This is a genomic window from Ideonella sp. WA131b (genome assembly GCA_023657425.1).
Lineage (GTDB): Bacteria > Pseudomonadota > Gammaproteobacteria > Burkholderiales > Burkholderiaceae_C > Rubrivivax.
Window position 1 is genome coordinate 1,874,568 of the sequence record JAGTJW010000001.1, and the last position, 15,545, is coordinate 1,890,112.

The 15,545-nt window shown below is 71.9% G+C and carries 17 protein-coding genes; 15 read left to right on the forward strand and 2 right to left on the reverse strand.

The features are described from left to right. Positions 1-105: 105 nt before the first annotated feature. Positions 106-870, reverse strand: a complete 765-nt coding sequence (locus tag KA711_08615) for an SAM-dependent methyltransferase (protein MCM0609047.1) — start codon at positions 868-870, stop codon at positions 106-108. Further along, a complete protein-coding gene (gene maf / locus KA711_08620) occupies positions 867-1,451 on the reverse strand; it encodes a septum formation inhibitor Maf (GenBank protein ID MCM0609048.1) in 585 nt (194 codons plus the stop codon). Before maf ends, KA711_08615 begins: the two co-directional genes overlap by 4 nt. A 76-nt stretch (positions 1,452-1,527) precedes the next feature. Between maf and KA711_08625 the strand changes: the two genes are divergently transcribed. The 15 genes from KA711_08625 to lepB all read left to right on the forward strand — a co-directional run bounded on the left by KA711_08625 (position 1,528) and on the right by lepB (position 15,534). Then, entirely contained in the window at positions 1,528-2,082 is a 555-nt protein-coding gene (locus KA711_08625; GenBank protein MCM0609049.1) for a DUF177 domain-containing protein, read from the forward strand. A gap of 167 nt (positions 2,083-2,249) precedes the next feature. Then, positions 2,250-2,432 carry a 50S ribosomal protein L32 gene (gene rpmF, locus KA711_08630; GenBank protein ID MCM0609050.1) on the forward strand — a complete coding sequence of 61 codons (183 nt, stop codon included), beginning with the start codon at positions 2,250-2,252 and terminating at the stop codon, positions 2,430-2,432. A gap of 68 nt (positions 2,433-2,500) precedes the next feature. Further along, on the forward strand, positions 2,501-3,520 hold the full coding sequence (plsX, locus tag KA711_08635) for a phosphate acyltransferase PlsX (protein MCM0609051.1): 1,020 nt from the start codon (positions 2,501-2,503) through the stop codon (positions 3,518-3,520). Continuing rightward, a complete protein-coding gene (locus KA711_08640; protein MCM0609052.1) occupies positions 3,517-4,497 on the forward strand; it encodes a ketoacyl-ACP synthase III in 981 nt (326 codons plus the stop codon). Before plsX ends, KA711_08640 begins: the two co-directional genes overlap by 4 nt. 48 nt (positions 4,498-4,545) lie before the next feature. After that, a complete protein-coding gene (gene fabD, locus KA711_08645; GenBank protein ID MCM0609053.1) occupies positions 4,546-5,484 on the forward strand; it encodes an ACP S-malonyltransferase in 939 nt (312 codons plus the stop codon). Further along, entirely contained in the window at positions 5,481-6,242 is a 762-nt protein-coding gene (fabG, locus tag KA711_08650; GenBank protein ID MCM0609054.1) for a 3-oxoacyl-ACP reductase FabG, read from the forward strand. Before fabD ends, fabG begins: the two co-directional genes overlap by 4 nt. A gap of 84 nt (positions 6,243-6,326) precedes the next feature. Further along, a complete protein-coding gene (gene acpP / locus KA711_08655) occupies positions 6,327-6,566 on the forward strand; it encodes an acyl carrier protein (GenBank protein ID MCM0609055.1) in 240 nt (79 codons plus the stop codon). Between the two features lie 17 nt (positions 6,567-6,583). After that, positions 6,584-7,831: a beta-ketoacyl-ACP synthase II gene (fabF, locus tag KA711_08660; protein MCM0609056.1), complete on the forward strand. Its 1,248-nt coding sequence runs from the start codon at positions 6,584-6,586 to the stop codon at positions 7,829-7,831. Positions 7,832-7,855: 24 nt separating this feature from the next. Continuing rightward, complete coding sequence (locus KA711_08665; protein ID MCM0609057.1) at positions 7,856-8,299, forward strand: hypothetical protein; 444 nt, start codon at positions 7,856-7,858, stop codon at positions 8,297-8,299. 37 nt (positions 8,300-8,336) lie between these two features. Then, positions 8,337-8,951, forward strand: a complete 615-nt coding sequence (gene rpoE / locus KA711_08670) for an RNA polymerase sigma factor RpoE (protein MCM0609058.1) — start codon at positions 8,337-8,339, stop codon at positions 8,949-8,951. A 31-nt stretch (positions 8,952-8,982) separates the two neighbouring features. Beyond that, entirely contained in the window at positions 8,983-9,558 is a 576-nt protein-coding gene (locus KA711_08675) for an anti-sigma 24 factor (protein ID MCM0609059.1), read from the forward strand. Beyond that, positions 9,558-10,634 (forward strand): MucB/RseB C-terminal domain-containing protein, encoded by a 1,077-nt coding sequence (locus tag KA711_08680; protein MCM0609060.1) that lies wholly within the window; start codon positions 9,558-9,560, stop codon positions 10,632-10,634. The genes KA711_08675 and KA711_08680 overlap by 1 nt, the downstream gene beginning before the upstream one ends. 51 nt (positions 10,635-10,685) lie before the next feature. Further along, on the forward strand, positions 10,686-12,173 hold the full coding sequence (locus KA711_08685; protein MCM0609061.1) for a DegQ family serine endoprotease: 1,488 nt from the start codon (positions 10,686-10,688) through the stop codon (positions 12,171-12,173). A 558-nt stretch (positions 12,174-12,731) separates the two neighbouring features. After that, positions 12,732-14,540, forward strand: coding sequence for a translation elongation factor 4 (gene lepA, locus KA711_08690; protein ID MCM0609062.1), 1,809 nt, complete (start codon positions 12,732-12,734; stop codon positions 14,538-14,540). A gap of 25 nt (positions 14,541-14,565) precedes the next feature. Beyond that, positions 14,566-15,534, forward strand: coding sequence for a signal peptidase I (gene lepB, locus KA711_08695; GenBank protein ID MCM0609063.1), 969 nt, complete (start codon positions 14,566-14,568; stop codon positions 15,532-15,534). The last annotated feature ends 11 nt before the right edge of the window (positions 15,535-15,545 follow it).

The following is a 15,545-nucleotide window of genomic DNA, read 5'->3' on the forward strand; positions in this document are numbered from 1 at the left end:
GGCAGCCAGGCAAACGCAGCCCGCACGGTTTGGTGGGGAACGCCGCTTTTCAGCCTGCCAGCCAGGCAAACGCAGCCCGAACGGTTTGGCGGGGGACCCCGCCTTTCAGCCTGCCAGCCAGGCAAACACGGCGGGCAGTCGGTCGGGCAGGGCCAGCGGCTGCTGCCGCCAGGCCGCCACGGGGGCGCTGCGCGTGCAGCCGCCTTCGAGCGTGAGGCCCACGCTCACCGCGAGCCGCGTCGTCGGCTGCAGCACCTGCACCAGCGCCTGCAGCAGCGCGGCGTTGCGGTAGGGCGTCTCGATGGCCAGCTGCGTCTGCCCCTGCCGGCGCGAGCCGGCCTCGAGCTCGCGGATGCGCGCGGTGCGGGCCTCGGCCTCTTGCGGCAGGTAGCCCACGAAGGCAAAGCTCTGGCCGTTCAGGCCGCTGGCGGCCAGCGCCAGCATCAGCGAGCTCGGGCCCGCCAGCGGCTGCACCGGCACGCCGGCCGCATGCGCCGCGGCCACCAGCGCGCTGCCGGGGTCGGCCACGGCGGGCAGGCCGGCCTCGCTGAGCAGGCCCAGGTCGTGGCCCTGCAGGGCGGGGGCCAGCAGGGCGGCCCAGTCCACGGCAGGCGCCGTGCCGCGCGCGCCGCCTTTGGGCGGCCGCGGCAGCTCGGCCATGTGCAGCGCCTGCAGCGGCTGCGCCAGCGGCAGGTGCTGCGCCACCCGCTTGAGCAGCGCCCGGGCCGACTTGGCGTCTTCCACCACCCAGTGCTGCAGCGCCGCGGCGCGCGCCAGCACGGCCTGCGGCAGCACGGTGTCCAGCGGCATTTCGGCGGTGCCCAAGTCCAGCGGCGCCGGCACCAGCCACAGCGTGCCCGGCGGCGTCATGCGCGGGCCAGCGGCTCGATGCCGGCCGCGCGCAACAGCGCGCAGGTGCGCATCAGCGGCAGCCCCACCAGCGCCGTGGGGTCGTCGCTGTCGATGGCCTCCAGCAAGGCGATGCCCAGGGCCTCGCTCTTGGCGCTGCCGGCGCAGTCGTAGGGCTGCTCGGCGCGCAGGTAATGCTCGATCTCGCCCGGCGTGAGCACACGGAAGCGCACGCGCACCGGGGCCAGCAGGGCCTGCTCGAAGCCGGGCGCGACGACGGCCACGCCCGTCTGGAAGACCACGCTGCGGCCCGACAGCCGTGTGAGCTGCGCCACCGCGCGCCCGTGCGTGTGCGGCTTGCCCAGGGGCTCGCCGTCGAGATCGGCCACCTGGTCGGAGCCGATCACCACGGCCCCGGGCCGGCGCGTCTGCACGGCGCGGGCCTTGGCCAGCGCCAGGCGCAGCGCCAGCGCCGCGGGGGCCTCGCCGGGCAGGGGCGCCTCGTCGACCTCGGGCGAGACCACCTCGAACGGCAGGCGCAGGCGTTGCAGCAGCTCGCGCCGGTAGCGCGAGGTGGAGGCCAGGATCAGGACCGGTGGCATGCCGCGATTGTGGCCGCCGCGCCGGCCGGGGCGGGCTGGCTACACTGCCCCGGGCCTGCACGCACCCGCTCCCACCATGGCCCGTGAACGCCCCACCGACCCCCTGGCCGCCCCTGTGGCGGCGCTGTGCCGTGCCGGCGAAACCCTGCTCGGCGCCTGGCTGCTGGCCGAGTTGCCGCGCCTGGCCGCCAGCCTGTGGGTGCCGCCCTCGGCCGACGAGCGCGTGGGCTGGCAGGCCCGCTTTGGCCAGGTGCAGCCGGCAGCCGGCCCGCCCCAGCAGTGGCTGGAACTCGAAGCACACACTCACATCGCTTTGCAGTGCCAGCGCTGCCTGCAGGGCGTGCAGCAGCCGCTGGCCCTGGAACGCCGCTTCCGCTTCGTGGCCACCGAGGCCGAGGCCGAGCGGCTCGATGCCGAGAGCGACGACGACCACCTCGTGCTGCAGCCGCGGCTGGATCTGCGCGCCCTGCTCGAAGACGAGCTGATCCTCGAGCTGCCGCTGGTGCCGCGCCACGAGGGCCCTTGCCCCGAGCCCCTGCCGCAGCCTGCGGCCGAGCCGCCCGAGGCGCAGGCCCGGCCCAAGCCCTTTGCGGCGCTGGCCGCCCTGCGCAAGGGCCGACCGCCCACCTGAACGGCGCTGGCCTGCGCTGCTATACTGGCGGGCTTTGCGACGCGAACCACGGGCCCTGAACCAGGGCTGCGGCAGGCGCGGCGCGTGGCCTGCAGCGCTGCTGCGGGCGCCCACCGCAGCCTTCGCGGCTGCCCACTTTGCCGTTTCCAGCCGCTACGGAGCCCCACATGGCCGTTCAGCAAAACAAGAAGTCGCCGTCCAAGCGCGGCATGCACCGCTCGCACAACGCCGTGGCCGCGCCCGGCACGGGTGTTGAGCCCACCACCGGCGAGGTGCACCTGCGCCACCACATCAGCCCCACGGGCTTCTACCGCGGACGCAAGGTCATCAAGACCAAGGCCGACGCCTGAGATCGCCTGCGCTGCGGCCTGCCGTGAGCGCTGAGAACTCCCCGCCCGTCCGCATCGCCGTCGACTGCATGGGCGGCGACCACGGCCCGGCCGTCACGCTGCCGGCCTGCCGCGCCTTCCTGGGCAGCCACCCCGGCGCCGAACTGGTGCTCGTGGGCACCGAGGCCGCGCTGGCGCCCGCCGCCGGCTGGGCGCGCTGCACCCGCGTCATCGCCACCGAGGTCGTCATGATGGACGACCCCGTCGAGGTCGCCCTGCGCAAGAAGCGCGATTCCTCCCTGCGCGTGGCGCTGCAGCAGGTGAAGGACGGCGCCACCACGGGTGTGCAGGCCTGCGTGTCGGCCGGCAACACCGGCGCGCTGATGGCCGTGGCGCGCTACCTGCTCAAGACGCTGGACGGCGTCGACCGCCCGGCCATCGCCACCGTGCTGCCCAACCGCGCCGACGGCTACACCACGGTGCTCGACCTCGGCGCCAACGTCGACTGCACGCCCGAGCACCTGCTGCAGTTTGCGGTGATGGGCAGCGCGCTCGTCACGGCCGTCGATGGCAAGGCCGAGCCGGTGGTCGGCCTGCTGAACATCGGCGAAGAAGCCATCAAGGGCAGCGATACCATCAAGCGCGCGGCCGAGTTGTTGCGCGCCGCCGGTGATGCCGGGCAGATCCGCTTCCACGGCAACGTCGAAGGCAACGACATCTTCAAGGGCACGGTCGACGTGGTGGTGTGCGACGGTTTCGTCGGCAACGTGCTGCTGAAAACCAGCGAGGGCCTGGCCTCCATGCTCAGCGACTTCATCAAGCAGGAGTTCACGCGCGGCGTCGGGCCCCGGCTGGCGGCGCTGGTGGCGCTGCCGGTGCTCAGGCGCTTCAAGCACCGCGTGGACCCCCGCCGCTACAACGGCGCCGCGCTGCTGGGCCTGCGCGGGCTGGTGTTCAAGAGCCACGGCTCGGCCGATGCGTTTGCCTTCGAGATGGCGCTGGCGCGCGCCCACGAGGCCGCGGCGCACGGTCTGGTGGCCCGCGTGCACGACATGATCGTGCCGACGCTGATGGCCATGCCCGCTGCGCCGGCCGAGGGTGCCGCGTGAGCGCTGCCTACTCGCGCATCACCGGCACCGGCAGCCACCTGCCGCCGCGCCGCCTGAGCAACGACGACATGGCCGCCATGCTGGCCGAGCGCGGGCTGGAGACCAGCGACGCCTGGATCGTGGAGCGCACGGGCATCCGCTTCCGGCACTTTGCGGCCGACGGCGTCGACTGCTCCGACCTCGCCCTGCCGGCCTGCCAGGCCGCACTGGCCGCGGCCGGGCGCCGCGCCGAAGAAATCGACCTCATCGTCGTGGCCACCTCCACGCCCGACATGGTGTTCCCGTCCACCGCCACCATCCTGCAGCACAAGCTGGGCGTGCACGGCTGCCCGGCCTTCGACGTGCAGGCGGTGTGCTCGGGCTTTGTCTACGCGCTCACGGTGGCCGACGCGCTCATCCGCACCGGCAGTGCGCGCTGCGCGCTGGTGGTGGGTGCCGAGGTCTTCTCGCGCATCCTCGACTTCAACGACCGCACGACCTGCGTGCTGTTTGGCGACGGCGCCGGTGCCGTGGTGCTGGAGGCCAGCGCCGAGCCGGGCATCCTGGCCTCCGAGCTGCACGCCGACGGCCGCCACATGGGCATCCTGTGCACGCCCGGCACCGTGGCCGGCGGGCAGGTGCTGGGCTCGCCGCTGCTGCGCATGGACGGCCAGGCCGTCTTCCGGCTGGCCGTGGGTGTGCTCGAAGACGCCGCGCGCGCCGTGCTGGCCAAGGCCGGCCGCACGCCCGAAAGCCTGCAGTGGCTGGTGCCGCACCAGGCCAACATCCGCATCATGCAAGCCACCGCCAGGAAGCTGAAGCTCGCGCCCGAGCGGCTGGTGGCCACGGTGGCCGAGCACGGCAACACCTCGGCCGCCTCGGTGCCGCTGGCGCTGGACGTGGCCGTGCGCGACGGCCGCATCCGCCGTGGCGACAGCGTCATGCTCGAGGGCGTGGGCGGCGGCTTCACCTGGGGGGCGGTGCTGCTCGACTTCTGAGCATCCCTGGCCGCCGCGCAATCGACAAACCCACCCACCCGATCAACGATGCCCGCCTTTGCTTTTGTCTTTCCGGGCCAGGGTTCCCAGTCCGTCGGCATGCTCGACGCCTGGGGCGACCACCCTGCCGTGCGCGACACCCTCGCCGAAGCCTCCGCGGCCCTCGGCCAGGATCTTGGCGCGCTCATCCACAGCGGCCCGAAAGAGGCGCTGGAACTCACCACCCACACGCAGCCGGTGATGCTGACGGCGGCAATCGCTTGCTTCCGCGCCTGGCGCGCCGAAGGCGGTGCGATGCCGGCGGCGCTGGCCGGGCACTCGCTGGGCGAGTACAGCGCGCTGGTGGCGGCCGGCGCGCTGACGCTGGCCGATGCGCTGCCGCTGGTGCGCTTCCGTGCCGAGGCCATGCAGCGCGCCGTGCCGGTGGGCGCCGGGGCCATGGCCGCCATCCTGGGCCTGGAGGCCGAGGCCGTGCGCGCCGGCTGCGACGAGGCCGCGGCCGCCACCGGCGAGCCGGTGTCGCCGGCCAACTTCAACGATCCCCGGCAGACCGTCATCGCCGGCAGCCGGGCCGCCGTTGACCGGGCCTGCGAGCTGCTCAAGGCCGCAGGCGCCAAGCGCACGCTGCCGCTGGCGGTGTCGGCGCCCTTCCATTGCGCGCTGATGAAGCCCGCGGCCGACGAGCTGCGCGCGCGGCTGGCCACCGTGGCCCTGGCGCCGCCGGCCGTGCCGGTGCTGAACAACATCGATGTGGCCGCGCCCGCCGAGCCCGATGCCATCCGTGATGCGCTCTACCGCCAGGCTTTCGGCCCGGTGCGCTGGGTCGAGCTCACGCTGGCGCTCAAGGCGCGCGGGCTGCGGCACATCGTGGAATGCGGCCCGGGCAAGGTGCTGGCCGGGCTCGTCAAGCGCATCGACGCCGAGATCCAGACCACGACCCTGCTCGACCCGGCCAGCCTGAAGGCGACGCAGGAGATGCTGGCATGACCCTTCCACAAGCCCAGGGCGACCGGGCCGGCGTGCAGGTGGCCCTCGTCACGGGCGCCTCGCGCGGCATCGGCCGCGCCATCGCGCTGCGGCTGGCGGCCGACGGGTTCAAGGTCGTCGGCACCGCCACCACCGAGGCCGGCGCCGCCGGCATCGCCGCGGCGCTGGCGCCGCACGGCGGCGAGGGCATCGTGCTCAACGTCACCAACGGCGCCGCGCTCGACGCCGCCATCGACGGCATCGTCAAGCGCCACGGCGGCCTGCACGTGCTCGTCAACAACGCCGGCATCACGCGCGACGGCCTGTCGATGCGCATGAAGGACGAGGACTGGGACGCCGTGCACGACACCAACCTCAAGGCGGTGTTCCGCGCCTGCCGGGCCGCCACGCGGCCGATGATGAAGCAGCGCTACGGCCGCATCGTCAACATCACCAGCGTCGTCGGCGCCATCGGCAACGCGGGGCAGGCCAACTACGCCGCGGCCAAGGCCGGCGTGGCCGGCCTCACGCGGGCGCTGGCGCGCGAGCTGGGGCCCCGCAGCATCACCGTCAACTGTGTGGCGCCGGGTTTCATCGCCACCGACATGACCGAGGGCCTGCCCGAGGCCGCCCGCGCCGCGCTGATGGCGCAGATCCCGCTGGGCCGCCTCGGCCAGGCCGACGAGGTGGCCGCGGCCGTGGCCTTTTTGGCCAGCCCCGGCGCGGGCTACGTCACCGGCACCGAACTGCACGTCAACGGCGGCATGGCCATGGCCTGACCGCCGGCTGCCACGCCTCCAGGCACTGCCCACCCCGGCCGCTAGAATCCGCGGCGTTTTTCCGATCCCACTCCAGGAGGAGTCATGAGCGATATCGAAGCCCGAGTCAAGAAGATCATTGCCGAACAGCTCGGCGTGCCCGAGTCCGACGTGACCAACGAAAAGGCCTTCGTGGCCGACCTGGGCGCCGATTCGCTCGACACCGTCGAGCTGGTGATGGCACTCGAAGACGAGTTCGGCATCGAGATTCCCGACGAAGAGGCCGAGAAGATCACCACGGTGCAGCTGGCGATCGACTACGCGGTCTCGCACCACAAGGCCTGAAGGCGCGCCCGGCCGGAATGGGTACGCGTCGCAGGGTCGTCGTCACCGGTCTCGGGCTGGTCAGCCCGGTGGGCAACAGCGTGGCCGAGGGCTGGGCCAATCTGGTGGCCGGCCGCACCGGCATCGGGCCCATCACGCGCTTCGACGCCAGCGCCATGGCCTGCCGCTTTGCCGGCGAGGTCAAGGGCTTCCGCATCGAAGACTACATTCCGGCCAAAGAGGCGCGGCACATGGACACCTTCATCCACTACGGGATGGCGGCGTCCATGCAGGCGGTGGCCGATGCCGGCCTGCCCACCGGCGCGGCGCTTGGCGAGGATGCCGCCGAGCGCATCGGCGTCATGGTGGGCTCGGGCATCGGCGGCCTGCCGATGATCGAGCAGACGCACGCCGAGTACGCGGCGCGCGGCCCGCGGCGCATCAGCCCGTTCTTCGTGCCGGCCTCGATCATCAACATGATCTCGGGGCACGTGTCCATCCAGTACGGCTTCACGGGCCCCAACCTGGCCATCGTCACGGCCTGCACCACGGGCTTGCACTGCATCGGCGAGGCCGGCCGGCTCATCGAGTACGGCGATGCCGACGTCATGGTGGCCGGTGGCGCCGAGAGCACCGTCAGCCCGTTGGGCATCGGCGGTTTTGCCGCGGCGCGGGCGCTGTCCACGCGCAACGACGACCCGGCCACTGCCAGCCGCCCCTGGGACAAAGACCGCGACGGCTTCGTGCTCGGCGAGGGCGCGGGCGTGCTGGTGCTCGAAGAGTACGAACACGCCCGCAAGCGCGGCGCCAAGGTCTATGCCGAGCTGGCCGGCTTCGGCATGGGCGCCGACGCCTTCCACATGACGGCGCCCAACGTCGACGGCCCCAAGCGCAGCATGAAGGCGGCCCTGCGCAACGCCGGCATCAACGCGGCCGAGGTGCAGTACCTCAACGCCCACGGCACGAGCACGCCGCTGGGCGACATCAACGAGACCAACGCGATCAAGCTCGCGTTCGGCGAGCACGCCCGGAGCATGGTGGTCAACTCGACGAAGTCGATGACCGGCCACCTGCTCGGCGGGGCCGGCGGCATCGAGTCGGTGTTCACGGTGCTGGCGGTTCACCACCAGGTCTCGCCGCCCACGATCAACATCTTCAGCCAGGACCCCGAGTGCGACCTGGACTACTGCGCCAACGTGGCGCGCGACCTGAAGATCGACGTCGCGGTGAAGAACAACTTCGGCTTTGGCGGCACCAACGGCACGCTGGTGTTCCGGCGCGCCTGACGGGCCGCCGCCGCCCCCACGACGATGCGCGCGGCGCCCGCCGTCGAAGTGGCGGTGAGCCCGCCGGCCGCGGCCCGGCACGGCGTGACGCTGCTGGCGGCGCTGGCCGGCGCCTCGGGCGCGGCCTGGGTGGCCGGCCACGCCGGTGCCGCCGCGGCCTGGGGATGGCTGGCGCTGGTGCCGGCCGCGCTGCTGGGCCGCCGGCTGGGCCCGCGCGGGCGCGCCGTGCTCGCCTGGGACGGCCGGCGCTGGCATTGCGACGGCCAGCCCGGCACGGTGGCGGTGCACCTCGACCTGCAGCACACGCTGCTGCTGCGCTGGGTGCCCGAGGCCGGTGGCGGGCGGCGCTGGCTGCTGCCGCACCGCGCGGGCAGTGGTGCGCAATGGCAGGCGCTGCGCGTGGCGCTGTTTGCCGGCCAGCCTGAACCCGCGACCGACGCCGCCGGCCAGCCGCCGCTGACGCCTTGAGCGCAGGACCGCACGACCGCATGACCGGCATGACCGCATGAGCCCCGTCGAGCCCGACACCGACGCCCAGCTGGTGGCCCGCGCCCAGCGCGGCGAGCAGCGCGCCTTCGAGCTGCTGGTGATGAAGTACCAGCGCCGCATCGAGCGCCTGATCGGCCGCATGGTGCGCGACGACGCCCTCGTGCAGGACATCGCGCAGGAGAGTTTCATCCGCGCCTACCGGGCGCTGCCGCAGTTCCGCGGCGACAGTGCCTTCTACACCTGGATGTACCGGATTGCCGTCAACACCGCCAAGAAGGCGCTCATGGACCTGAAGCGGGACCCGGTGATCTTCGAGTCCGCCCTGCAGCCCGCCGACGACGGCGAGGAAACTTCCAGCCGCCAGATCGAACCAAGCGATGGCGAGACGCCCGACGCGGTGCTGGCCAGCAAAGAAATCGCCCAGGCGGTGAACGCCGCGGTCGAGGCGCTGTCTGACGACCTGCGGCAGGCGATCACGCTGCGCGAGATCGAAGGCCTGAGCTACGACGAGATTGCCGACGTGATGAACTGCCCCATTGGAACCGTGCGCTCGCGCATCTTCCGCGCCCGCGAGGCCATCGCCGAACGCCTGCGCCCGCTGATCGACCGCCCCGAAGGCACCCGCTGGTAAGCCAGCCCACCCACTGCCGCCCGTAGCCGCCATGTCTGCCACCTCGCCCCGCCCGCACCCCGGCGCACCCGCCGCCCCGTCGCCCGACTGGCTCTCGGCCGCCGCCGATGGCGATGCCGATGCCCTTGACCGCGCCCTGCGCGTGCTGCGCGAGGGCGACGCCACCGCCGCCGCGCGGGTGCGGGCCGACTGGCGGGCCTACCACCTGATCGGCGACGTGCTGCGCTCGCCCGAGCTGGCCTCGCCGCCCGCGCACGACGCCGCCTTCATGGCCGGCTTGCGCGCGCGGCTGGCCGCCGAGCCGGTGGTGCTGGCGCCGGCCGCGCCGCGCCCGGCGCGCTGGCGGCTGCCGGCCGCCGCGGTGGCCAGTGCCGCCGGCGTGGCCGTGGTGGCCGGGCTGCTCGTCATGGCGCGCGGCGGCGGTGGCGAGGCGCCGGGCGCTGCCGTGCCGCTGGCGGCCGCGCCGGTGCTGCGCGACGGCGTGCTGCGCGACGCCCGCATCGAAGAGTTCATGCGCGTGCACCAGGGCGCGGCCGGCAGCCTGACGCTGCTGCCGCCGGGTGTGCGCCAGGTCGATCTCGTCGTGACTCCGGCGCCGCAGCGCTGATGGGCGGCCTTGCAGTCGAGCGGCTGGCGCAGCCCGCGGTGGGGCCGCGGGCCCGGGCGCGGGCCGCGGCGCTGGCGGGGGTCTTGGTGGCTGTGGTGGCCAGCGCCCCCGCCCAGGCCCAGCCCGCCGCGGCCGAGACGCTGCTGCCCGCCGCCGAGGCCCGCCAGTGGCTGGCGCGCGTGCAGCAGGCCGCGCGCAGCGGCAACTACGAGGGCACGCTGGTCTACAGCGCCGGGGGCCAGCTGACGAGTTCGCAGGTGCGCCACTACCGCGTCGGCGAGCAGACCTACGAGCTGCTCGAATCGATGGACGGCCGCCAGCACCGCATCGTGCGCCACAACGACCTGGTGCAGACGGTGTGGCCCGGCAGCCGCGTGGCCGTGGTCGAAAGGCGCGAGACCCTGCCGGCCTGGGGCACCACGCCGCAGTCCGTTGACCCGCTGGCGCTGGAGAGCTACGAGCTGCGGCTGGAGGGCGCCTCGCGCGTGGCCGGCCGCGAGGCCCAGGTGGTGCGCATGCAGCCGCGCGACATGCTGCGTTATGCCCAGCGCCTGTGGGCCGACGTGACCACCGGCCTGATGCTGCGTGCCGATGTGCTGGCGCCCGCCGCCGACGGGCGGCCCGACCTGAAGGCCGCGCTGGAGTCGCATGCCTTCTCCGAGATCGAGCTCGGCGTGAAGCCGCGGCCCGAACGCGTGACGCAGTGGCTGAACCGGCTGGAGGGCTACCAGGTCAGCCGCCCGCAGCAGCAGCGCACCACGCTCGAGGCCGAAGGCTGGGCCGTGGCGCGGCCGGTGAAGGGCTTCACGCTGGCCGGCTGCCTGAAGCGCGGCATGGCCACGGCCGGCGAGGCCGCCCCGGTGATGCAGGCCGTGTTCACCGACGGGCTGACGCACGTCTCGGTGTTCGTCGAACCCTTCCAGCCCGAGCGCCACCGCCAGGAGCTGCACGCCCAGCGCGGCGCCACCGCCACCTTGACGGCGCGGCGCGACGTGCATTGGGTCACCGTCGTCGGCGACGTGCCGGTGCCCACGCTGAGGTTGTTCGCCGACGCGCTGGAACGGCGCACGCCCTGAACCCCGTTTGATTCCCGTTTCCCCACCCCGAACCGCTGCCGCACCGATCCCATGAAGACCCGCCATCCCGCCCCCGCGCGTACCACCCCCTGGATCGCCCCGGTCCTGCTGAGCCTGCTCGTCGCCGTGCCGGCGGCGCTGCTGCCGCTGCAGGCGGCGCAGGCCCAGCCGCAGGCTGCCGCGGTGACCGGCCTGCCCGACTTCACTGAACTGGTGGAGCGCGTGAGCCCCAGCGTCGTCAACATCCGCACCGCCGAGCGGCGCAGCACCAGCGTCGCTGGCGGCAGCGGGGTCGATCCCGGCATCGAGGAGTTTTTCCGCCGCTTCGGCATCCCCATGCCCAACCAGCGGCCGGCGCCGCGCGGCAACCCGCGCGACGGCGACGAAGAAGCCACGCCGCGCGGCGTGGGCTCGGGCTTCATCCTCAGCGCCGACGGCTTCATCATGACCAACGCCCACGTGGTGGACGGCGCCGACGAAGTCATCGTCACGCTCACCGACAAGCGCGAGCTCAAGGCGCGCATCGTCGGCACCGACCGCCGCACCGACGTGGCCGTGGTCAAGGTCGACGCCACCGGGCTGCCGGCCGTGCGCATCGGCGACGTCAACCGCCTGAAGGTGGGCGAGTGGGTGATGGCCATCGGCTCGCCCTTCGGGCTGGAGAACACCGTCACCGCCGGCATCGTCAGCGCCAAGCAGCGCGACACCGGCGAGTACCTGCCCTTCATCCAGACCGACGTCGCCATCAACCCCGGCAACTCCGGCGGCCCGCTGCTCAACCTGCGCGGCGAGGTCGTGGGCATCAACTCGCAGATCTACAGCCGCTCCGGCGGCTTCCAGGGCATCAGCTTCGCCATCCCCATCGACGAGGCCATGCGCGTGGCCGATCAGCTGCGCACCCTGGGCCGCGTCATCCGCGGCCGCATCGGCGTGCAGATCGGCCAGGTCAGCAAGGAGGTGGCCGAGTCCATCGGCCTGGGCGCGGCGCGGGGTGCGCTGGTCACCGGTGTGGAGCGCGACCAGCCGGCCGAGAAGGCGGGCGTCGAGGCCGGCGACATCATCCTGCGCGTCGACGGCAAGGCGGTGGAGCGCTCGGCCGACCTGCCGCGCCTGATCGGCGGCCTCAAGCCGGGGTCCAAGGCGGTGCTGCAGGTGTTCCGCCGCGGCGCCACGCGCGAGCTCACGGTGACCATCGGCGAGTTCGAGACCGAGCGCCCGGCGCGCCGCGCCGCCGCCGAGCCGAACGCACCCACCCCTGCCGCCAAGAGCACGCTGGGCCTGGGCGTGAGCGAGCTCGCCGACGCGCAGAAGCGCGAGCTGCGCATCACGGGCGGCGTGCGCGTCGACAGCGTCGATGGGCCCGCCGCCCGCGCCGGCCTGCGCGAGGGCGACGTGATCCTCTCGCTGGATAACACCGAGATCACCGACCTGCGCCAGTTCAACGCCACCGTGCAGCGGCTGGAGAAGGCGCGCACCATCACGGCGCTGGTGCGGCGCGGGGACTGGGTCAACTACGTGGTCATCCGGCTCGGGCGCTGAACAGTCCCCCCAGAAGGCGCCGGGGCGGCCAGCGTCCGACTGATCCTTCAGGTCTTTCCACATTGCGAAAAGAGCGGGAGGTCGCGTCGCGGCGGCGGCTGGTCGCCGGGCCCGCCGGCTGGCCGACGCGGCCCGGCAAGAAGTGAGTGGTCTATCACTTCAACCCCGCCTTGGGCGGGATTAGGGCGGTGGCTGTCTAAAATGGGCTCCCGCGATGCTGGATTCGGCTGCTTCCGTCGGCCGCCGTCGCGGCGCCGCGACACCGCTCCCGGCCTGCCCCAGAGCTGTGAATAAACTGTGGACAACTTTCTCTGTCGGAAACCCGCAACGGCCGGAAATCAAGCATTGGCGCGGGTTCCCGGCCGGTCCTTTTGGCTACAATGGACTTCCAACAAGCAGTTGCCAAACGTTCTGTTGGAAGGCGCGTCAACCATTTGGACGCGCCTTTTTTTTGGCTTGGCTTCGGCACGGCGCATCGCGCCTTCACATCGCTGCGCGATGGGAGCCTACGCCGAAGCGGCTGCGCCGCTTTCAGCACGATGAAGCGCGCCCCATCCCATGAACCAAATCCGCAACTTCTCCATCATTGCCCACATCGACCACGGCAAGAGCACGCTGGCAGACCGACTCATCCAGCGCTGCGGGGGGCTCAGCGATCGCGAGATGGAAGCGCAGGTGCTGGACTCGATGGACATCGAGCGCGAGCGCGGCATCACCATCAAGGCGCAGACGGCGGCGCTGCAGTACACGGCGCGCGACGGCCGGGTCTACAACCTCAACCTCATCGACACCCCCGGGCATGTGGACTTCTCCTACGAGGTCAGCCGCTCGCTGAGTGCCTGCGAGGGCGCGCTGCTGGTGGTGGATGCCAGCCAGGGCGTGGAGGCGCAGACGGTGGCCAACTGCTACACGGCGCTGGATCTCGGCGTCGAGGTCGTGCCCGTGCTCAACAAGATGGACCTGCCGCAGGCCGACCCCGAGAACGCCCGCTCGGAGATCGAGGACGTCATCGGCATCGACGCCGAGCACGCCATCCCCTGCAGCGCCAAGACGGGCATGGGCATCGACGACATCCTCGAAGCCGTGATCGCCCGCATGCCGGCGCCGCGTGGCCAGCCCGACGGCCCGCCGCGGGCCATGATCATCGACGCCTGGTTCGACAACTACGTCGGCGTCGTCATGCTGGTGCGCGTGGTCGACGGCAAGCTGGGCAAGGGCGAGCGCATCCGGCTGATGGCCACCAACGCCGTCTACGGCATCGAGCACCTGGGCGTGTTCACCCCCAAGAGCGTGCCGCGCGACGAGTTGCGCGCGGGCGAGGTGGGCTTCGTGATCTGCGGCATCAAGGAGTTGGCCGCCGCCAAGGTGGGCGACACCCTCACGCTGGAGAAGAAGCTCACCAACAACGCCGGCCCGGCCACCGAGCCGCTGCCGGGCTTCAAGGAGATCCAGCCGCAGGTCTTTGCCGGGCTCTACCCCACCGAGGCCAGCGAGTACGACCAGCTGCGCGACGCGCTGGAAAAGCTCAAGCTCAACGACTCCAGCCTGCGCTACGAGCCCGAGGTGAGCCAGGCGCTGGGTTTCGGCTTCCGCTGCGGCTTTCTCGGGCTGCTGCACATGGAGATCGTGCAGGAGCGGCTGGAGCGCGAGTTCGACCAGGACCTCGTGACCACCGCGCCCAGCGTGGTCTACGAGGTCGAGCTGAACGACGGCACGGTGCTGAAGGTCGAGAACCCGAGCAAGATGCCGGATCTCGGCCGCATCCGCGAAATCCGCGAGCCCATCGTCACCGTGCACCTGTACATGCCGCAGGACTGCGTGGGCCCGGTCATGACGCTGGCCAACCAGAAGCGCGGCGTGCAGCTGAACATGGCCTACCACGGCAAGCAGGTGATGCTCACCTACGAGCTGCCGCTGGCCGAGATCGTGCTGGACTTCTTCGACAAGCTCAAGAGCGTGAGCCGCGGCTATGCCAGCATGGACTACGAGTTCAAGGAGTACCGCGCCGCCGACGTGGTGAAGGTCGACATCATGATCAACGGCCAGCGCGTGGACCCGCTGGCCATGATCGTGCACCGCACGCAGAGCCAGTACCGCGGCCGCGCCGTGGCCGCCAAGATGCGCGAGCAGATCCCGCGCCAGATGTACGACGTGGCCATCCAGGCCGCCATCGGCGCGAACATCATCGCCCGCGAGGACATCAAGGCGCTGCGCAAGAACGTGCTGGCAAAATGCTACGGAGGCGACATCACGCGCAAGAAGAAGCTGCTCGAGAAGCAGAAGGCCGGCAAGAAGCGCATGAAGCAGATCGGTTCGGTGGAAGTGCCGCAGGAGGCCTTCCTCGCCATCCTGCAGGTCGATGATTGAGCCCGCGCCCCCAAGCACCCACCGCATGAGCACACTCACCGCTGCGCTGTATGGCGCCCTCGTCGCCTACCTGGGCGGCTGGTTCCTCGGCTTCTGGACGGGCAACTTCTCGCTGCTGCTGTTTGTGCTGACGCTGGTCACGCTGGCCTACTGGTTGGCCGAGCGCGTGCACTTCAAGCCGGCGCGCGTGGCCGCTGCCGAGGCGCTGGAACGCAACGAAGCCGCCCGCCGCGCCGACCTGGCCCGCAAGGGCATCGACAAGGTCGACGGCAACGTGGCCGCCGCCAAGGAGACGCTGCTGATGCAGCCCTGGTGGCTGGACTGGACGGCCGGGCTGTTTCCGGTGATCCTGATCGTTTTCCTGCTGCGCAGCTTTCTCTTCGAGCCCTTCAAGATCCCGTCGGGCTCGATGATCCCCACCTTGCTGGTGGGCGACCTGATCCTGGTGAACAAGTTCCACTATGGCGTGCGGCTGCCGGTGATCAACACCAAGATCATCGAGAACAACGCCGTGCAGCGTGGCGACGTGATGGTGTTCCGCTACCCGGTGGACCCGCGCCAGGACTACATCAAGCGTGTCGTGGGCCTGCCCGGCGACACCATCACCTGGGCCAACCAGAAGCTCAGCCTCAACGGGCAGCCGGTGCCCACCACGGCGCAGGGCGAGTTCTACGAGGCCGACTCGCGCCGCTATGAGCCGCAGTTCTCCGAGAAGCTGGGCGAGGTCGAGCACCGCATCCTGGTGGACCCTCGCCGCCAGTCGTGGTTCGGGCCCGATCCCAAGACCTTCCCGTTTGCCGACCAGTGCCGCTACACGGCCGAGGGCGTGAGCTGCCAGGTGCCCCCAGGGCACTACTTCCTGATGGGCGACAACCGCGACAACTCGCAGGACTCCCGCTACTGGGGGTTCGTGCCCGACAAGAACATCGTCGGCCGCGCGTTCTTCGTCTGGATGAACTTCGGCAACCTGGGCCGCATCGGTCCGTTCCAGTGAGCGCCTGAGGG

Bases quoted from the DNA above. Each gene is read 5' to 3' on its own strand.
- KA711_08615 (MCM0609047.1), bottom strand. From the start codon at position 870: ATGACGCCGCCGGGCACGCTGTGGCTGGTGCCGGCGCCGCTGGACTTG.
- maf (MCM0609048.1), bottom strand. From the start codon at position 1,451: ATGCCACCGGTCCTGATCCTGGCCTCCACCTCGCGCTACCGGCGCGAG.
- KA711_08625 (MCM0609049.1), top strand. From the start codon at position 1,528: ATGGCCCGTGAACGCCCCACCGACCCCCTGGCCGCCCCTGTGGCGGCG.
- rpmF (MCM0609050.1), top strand. From the start codon at position 2,250: ATGGCCGTTCAGCAAAACAAGAAGTCGCCGTCCAAGCGCGGCATGCAC.
- plsX (MCM0609051.1), top strand. From the start codon at position 2,501: ATGGGCGGCGACCACGGCCCGGCCGTCACGCTGCCGGCCTGCCGCGCC.
- fabD (MCM0609053.1), top strand. From the start codon at position 4,546: ATGCCCGCCTTTGCTTTTGTCTTTCCGGGCCAGGGTTCCCAGTCCGTC.
- fabG (MCM0609054.1), top strand. From the start codon at position 5,481: ATGACCCTTCCACAAGCCCAGGGCGACCGGGCCGGCGTGCAGGTGGCC.
- acpP (MCM0609055.1), top strand. From the start codon at position 6,327: ATGAGCGATATCGAAGCCCGAGTCAAGAAGATCATTGCCGAACAGCTC.
- fabF (MCM0609056.1), top strand. From the start codon at position 6,584: ATGGGTACGCGTCGCAGGGTCGTCGTCACCGGTCTCGGGCTGGTCAGC.
- KA711_08665 (MCM0609057.1), top strand. From the start codon at position 7,856: ATGCGCGCGGCGCCCGCCGTCGAAGTGGCGGTGAGCCCGCCGGCCGCG.
- rpoE (MCM0609058.1), top strand. From the start codon at position 8,337: ATGAGCCCCGTCGAGCCCGACACCGACGCCCAGCTGGTGGCCCGCGCC.
- KA711_08675 (MCM0609059.1), top strand. From the start codon at position 8,983: ATGTCTGCCACCTCGCCCCGCCCGCACCCCGGCGCACCCGCCGCCCCG.
- KA711_08680 (MCM0609060.1), top strand. From the start codon at position 9,558: ATGGGCGGCCTTGCAGTCGAGCGGCTGGCGCAGCCCGCGGTGGGGCCG.
- KA711_08685 (MCM0609061.1), top strand. From the start codon at position 10,686: ATGAAGACCCGCCATCCCGCCCCCGCGCGTACCACCCCCTGGATCGCC.
- lepA (MCM0609062.1), top strand. From the start codon at position 12,732: ATGAACCAAATCCGCAACTTCTCCATCATTGCCCACATCGACCACGGC.
- lepB (MCM0609063.1), top strand. From the start codon at position 14,566: ATGAGCACACTCACCGCTGCGCTGTATGGCGCCCTCGTCGCCTACCTG.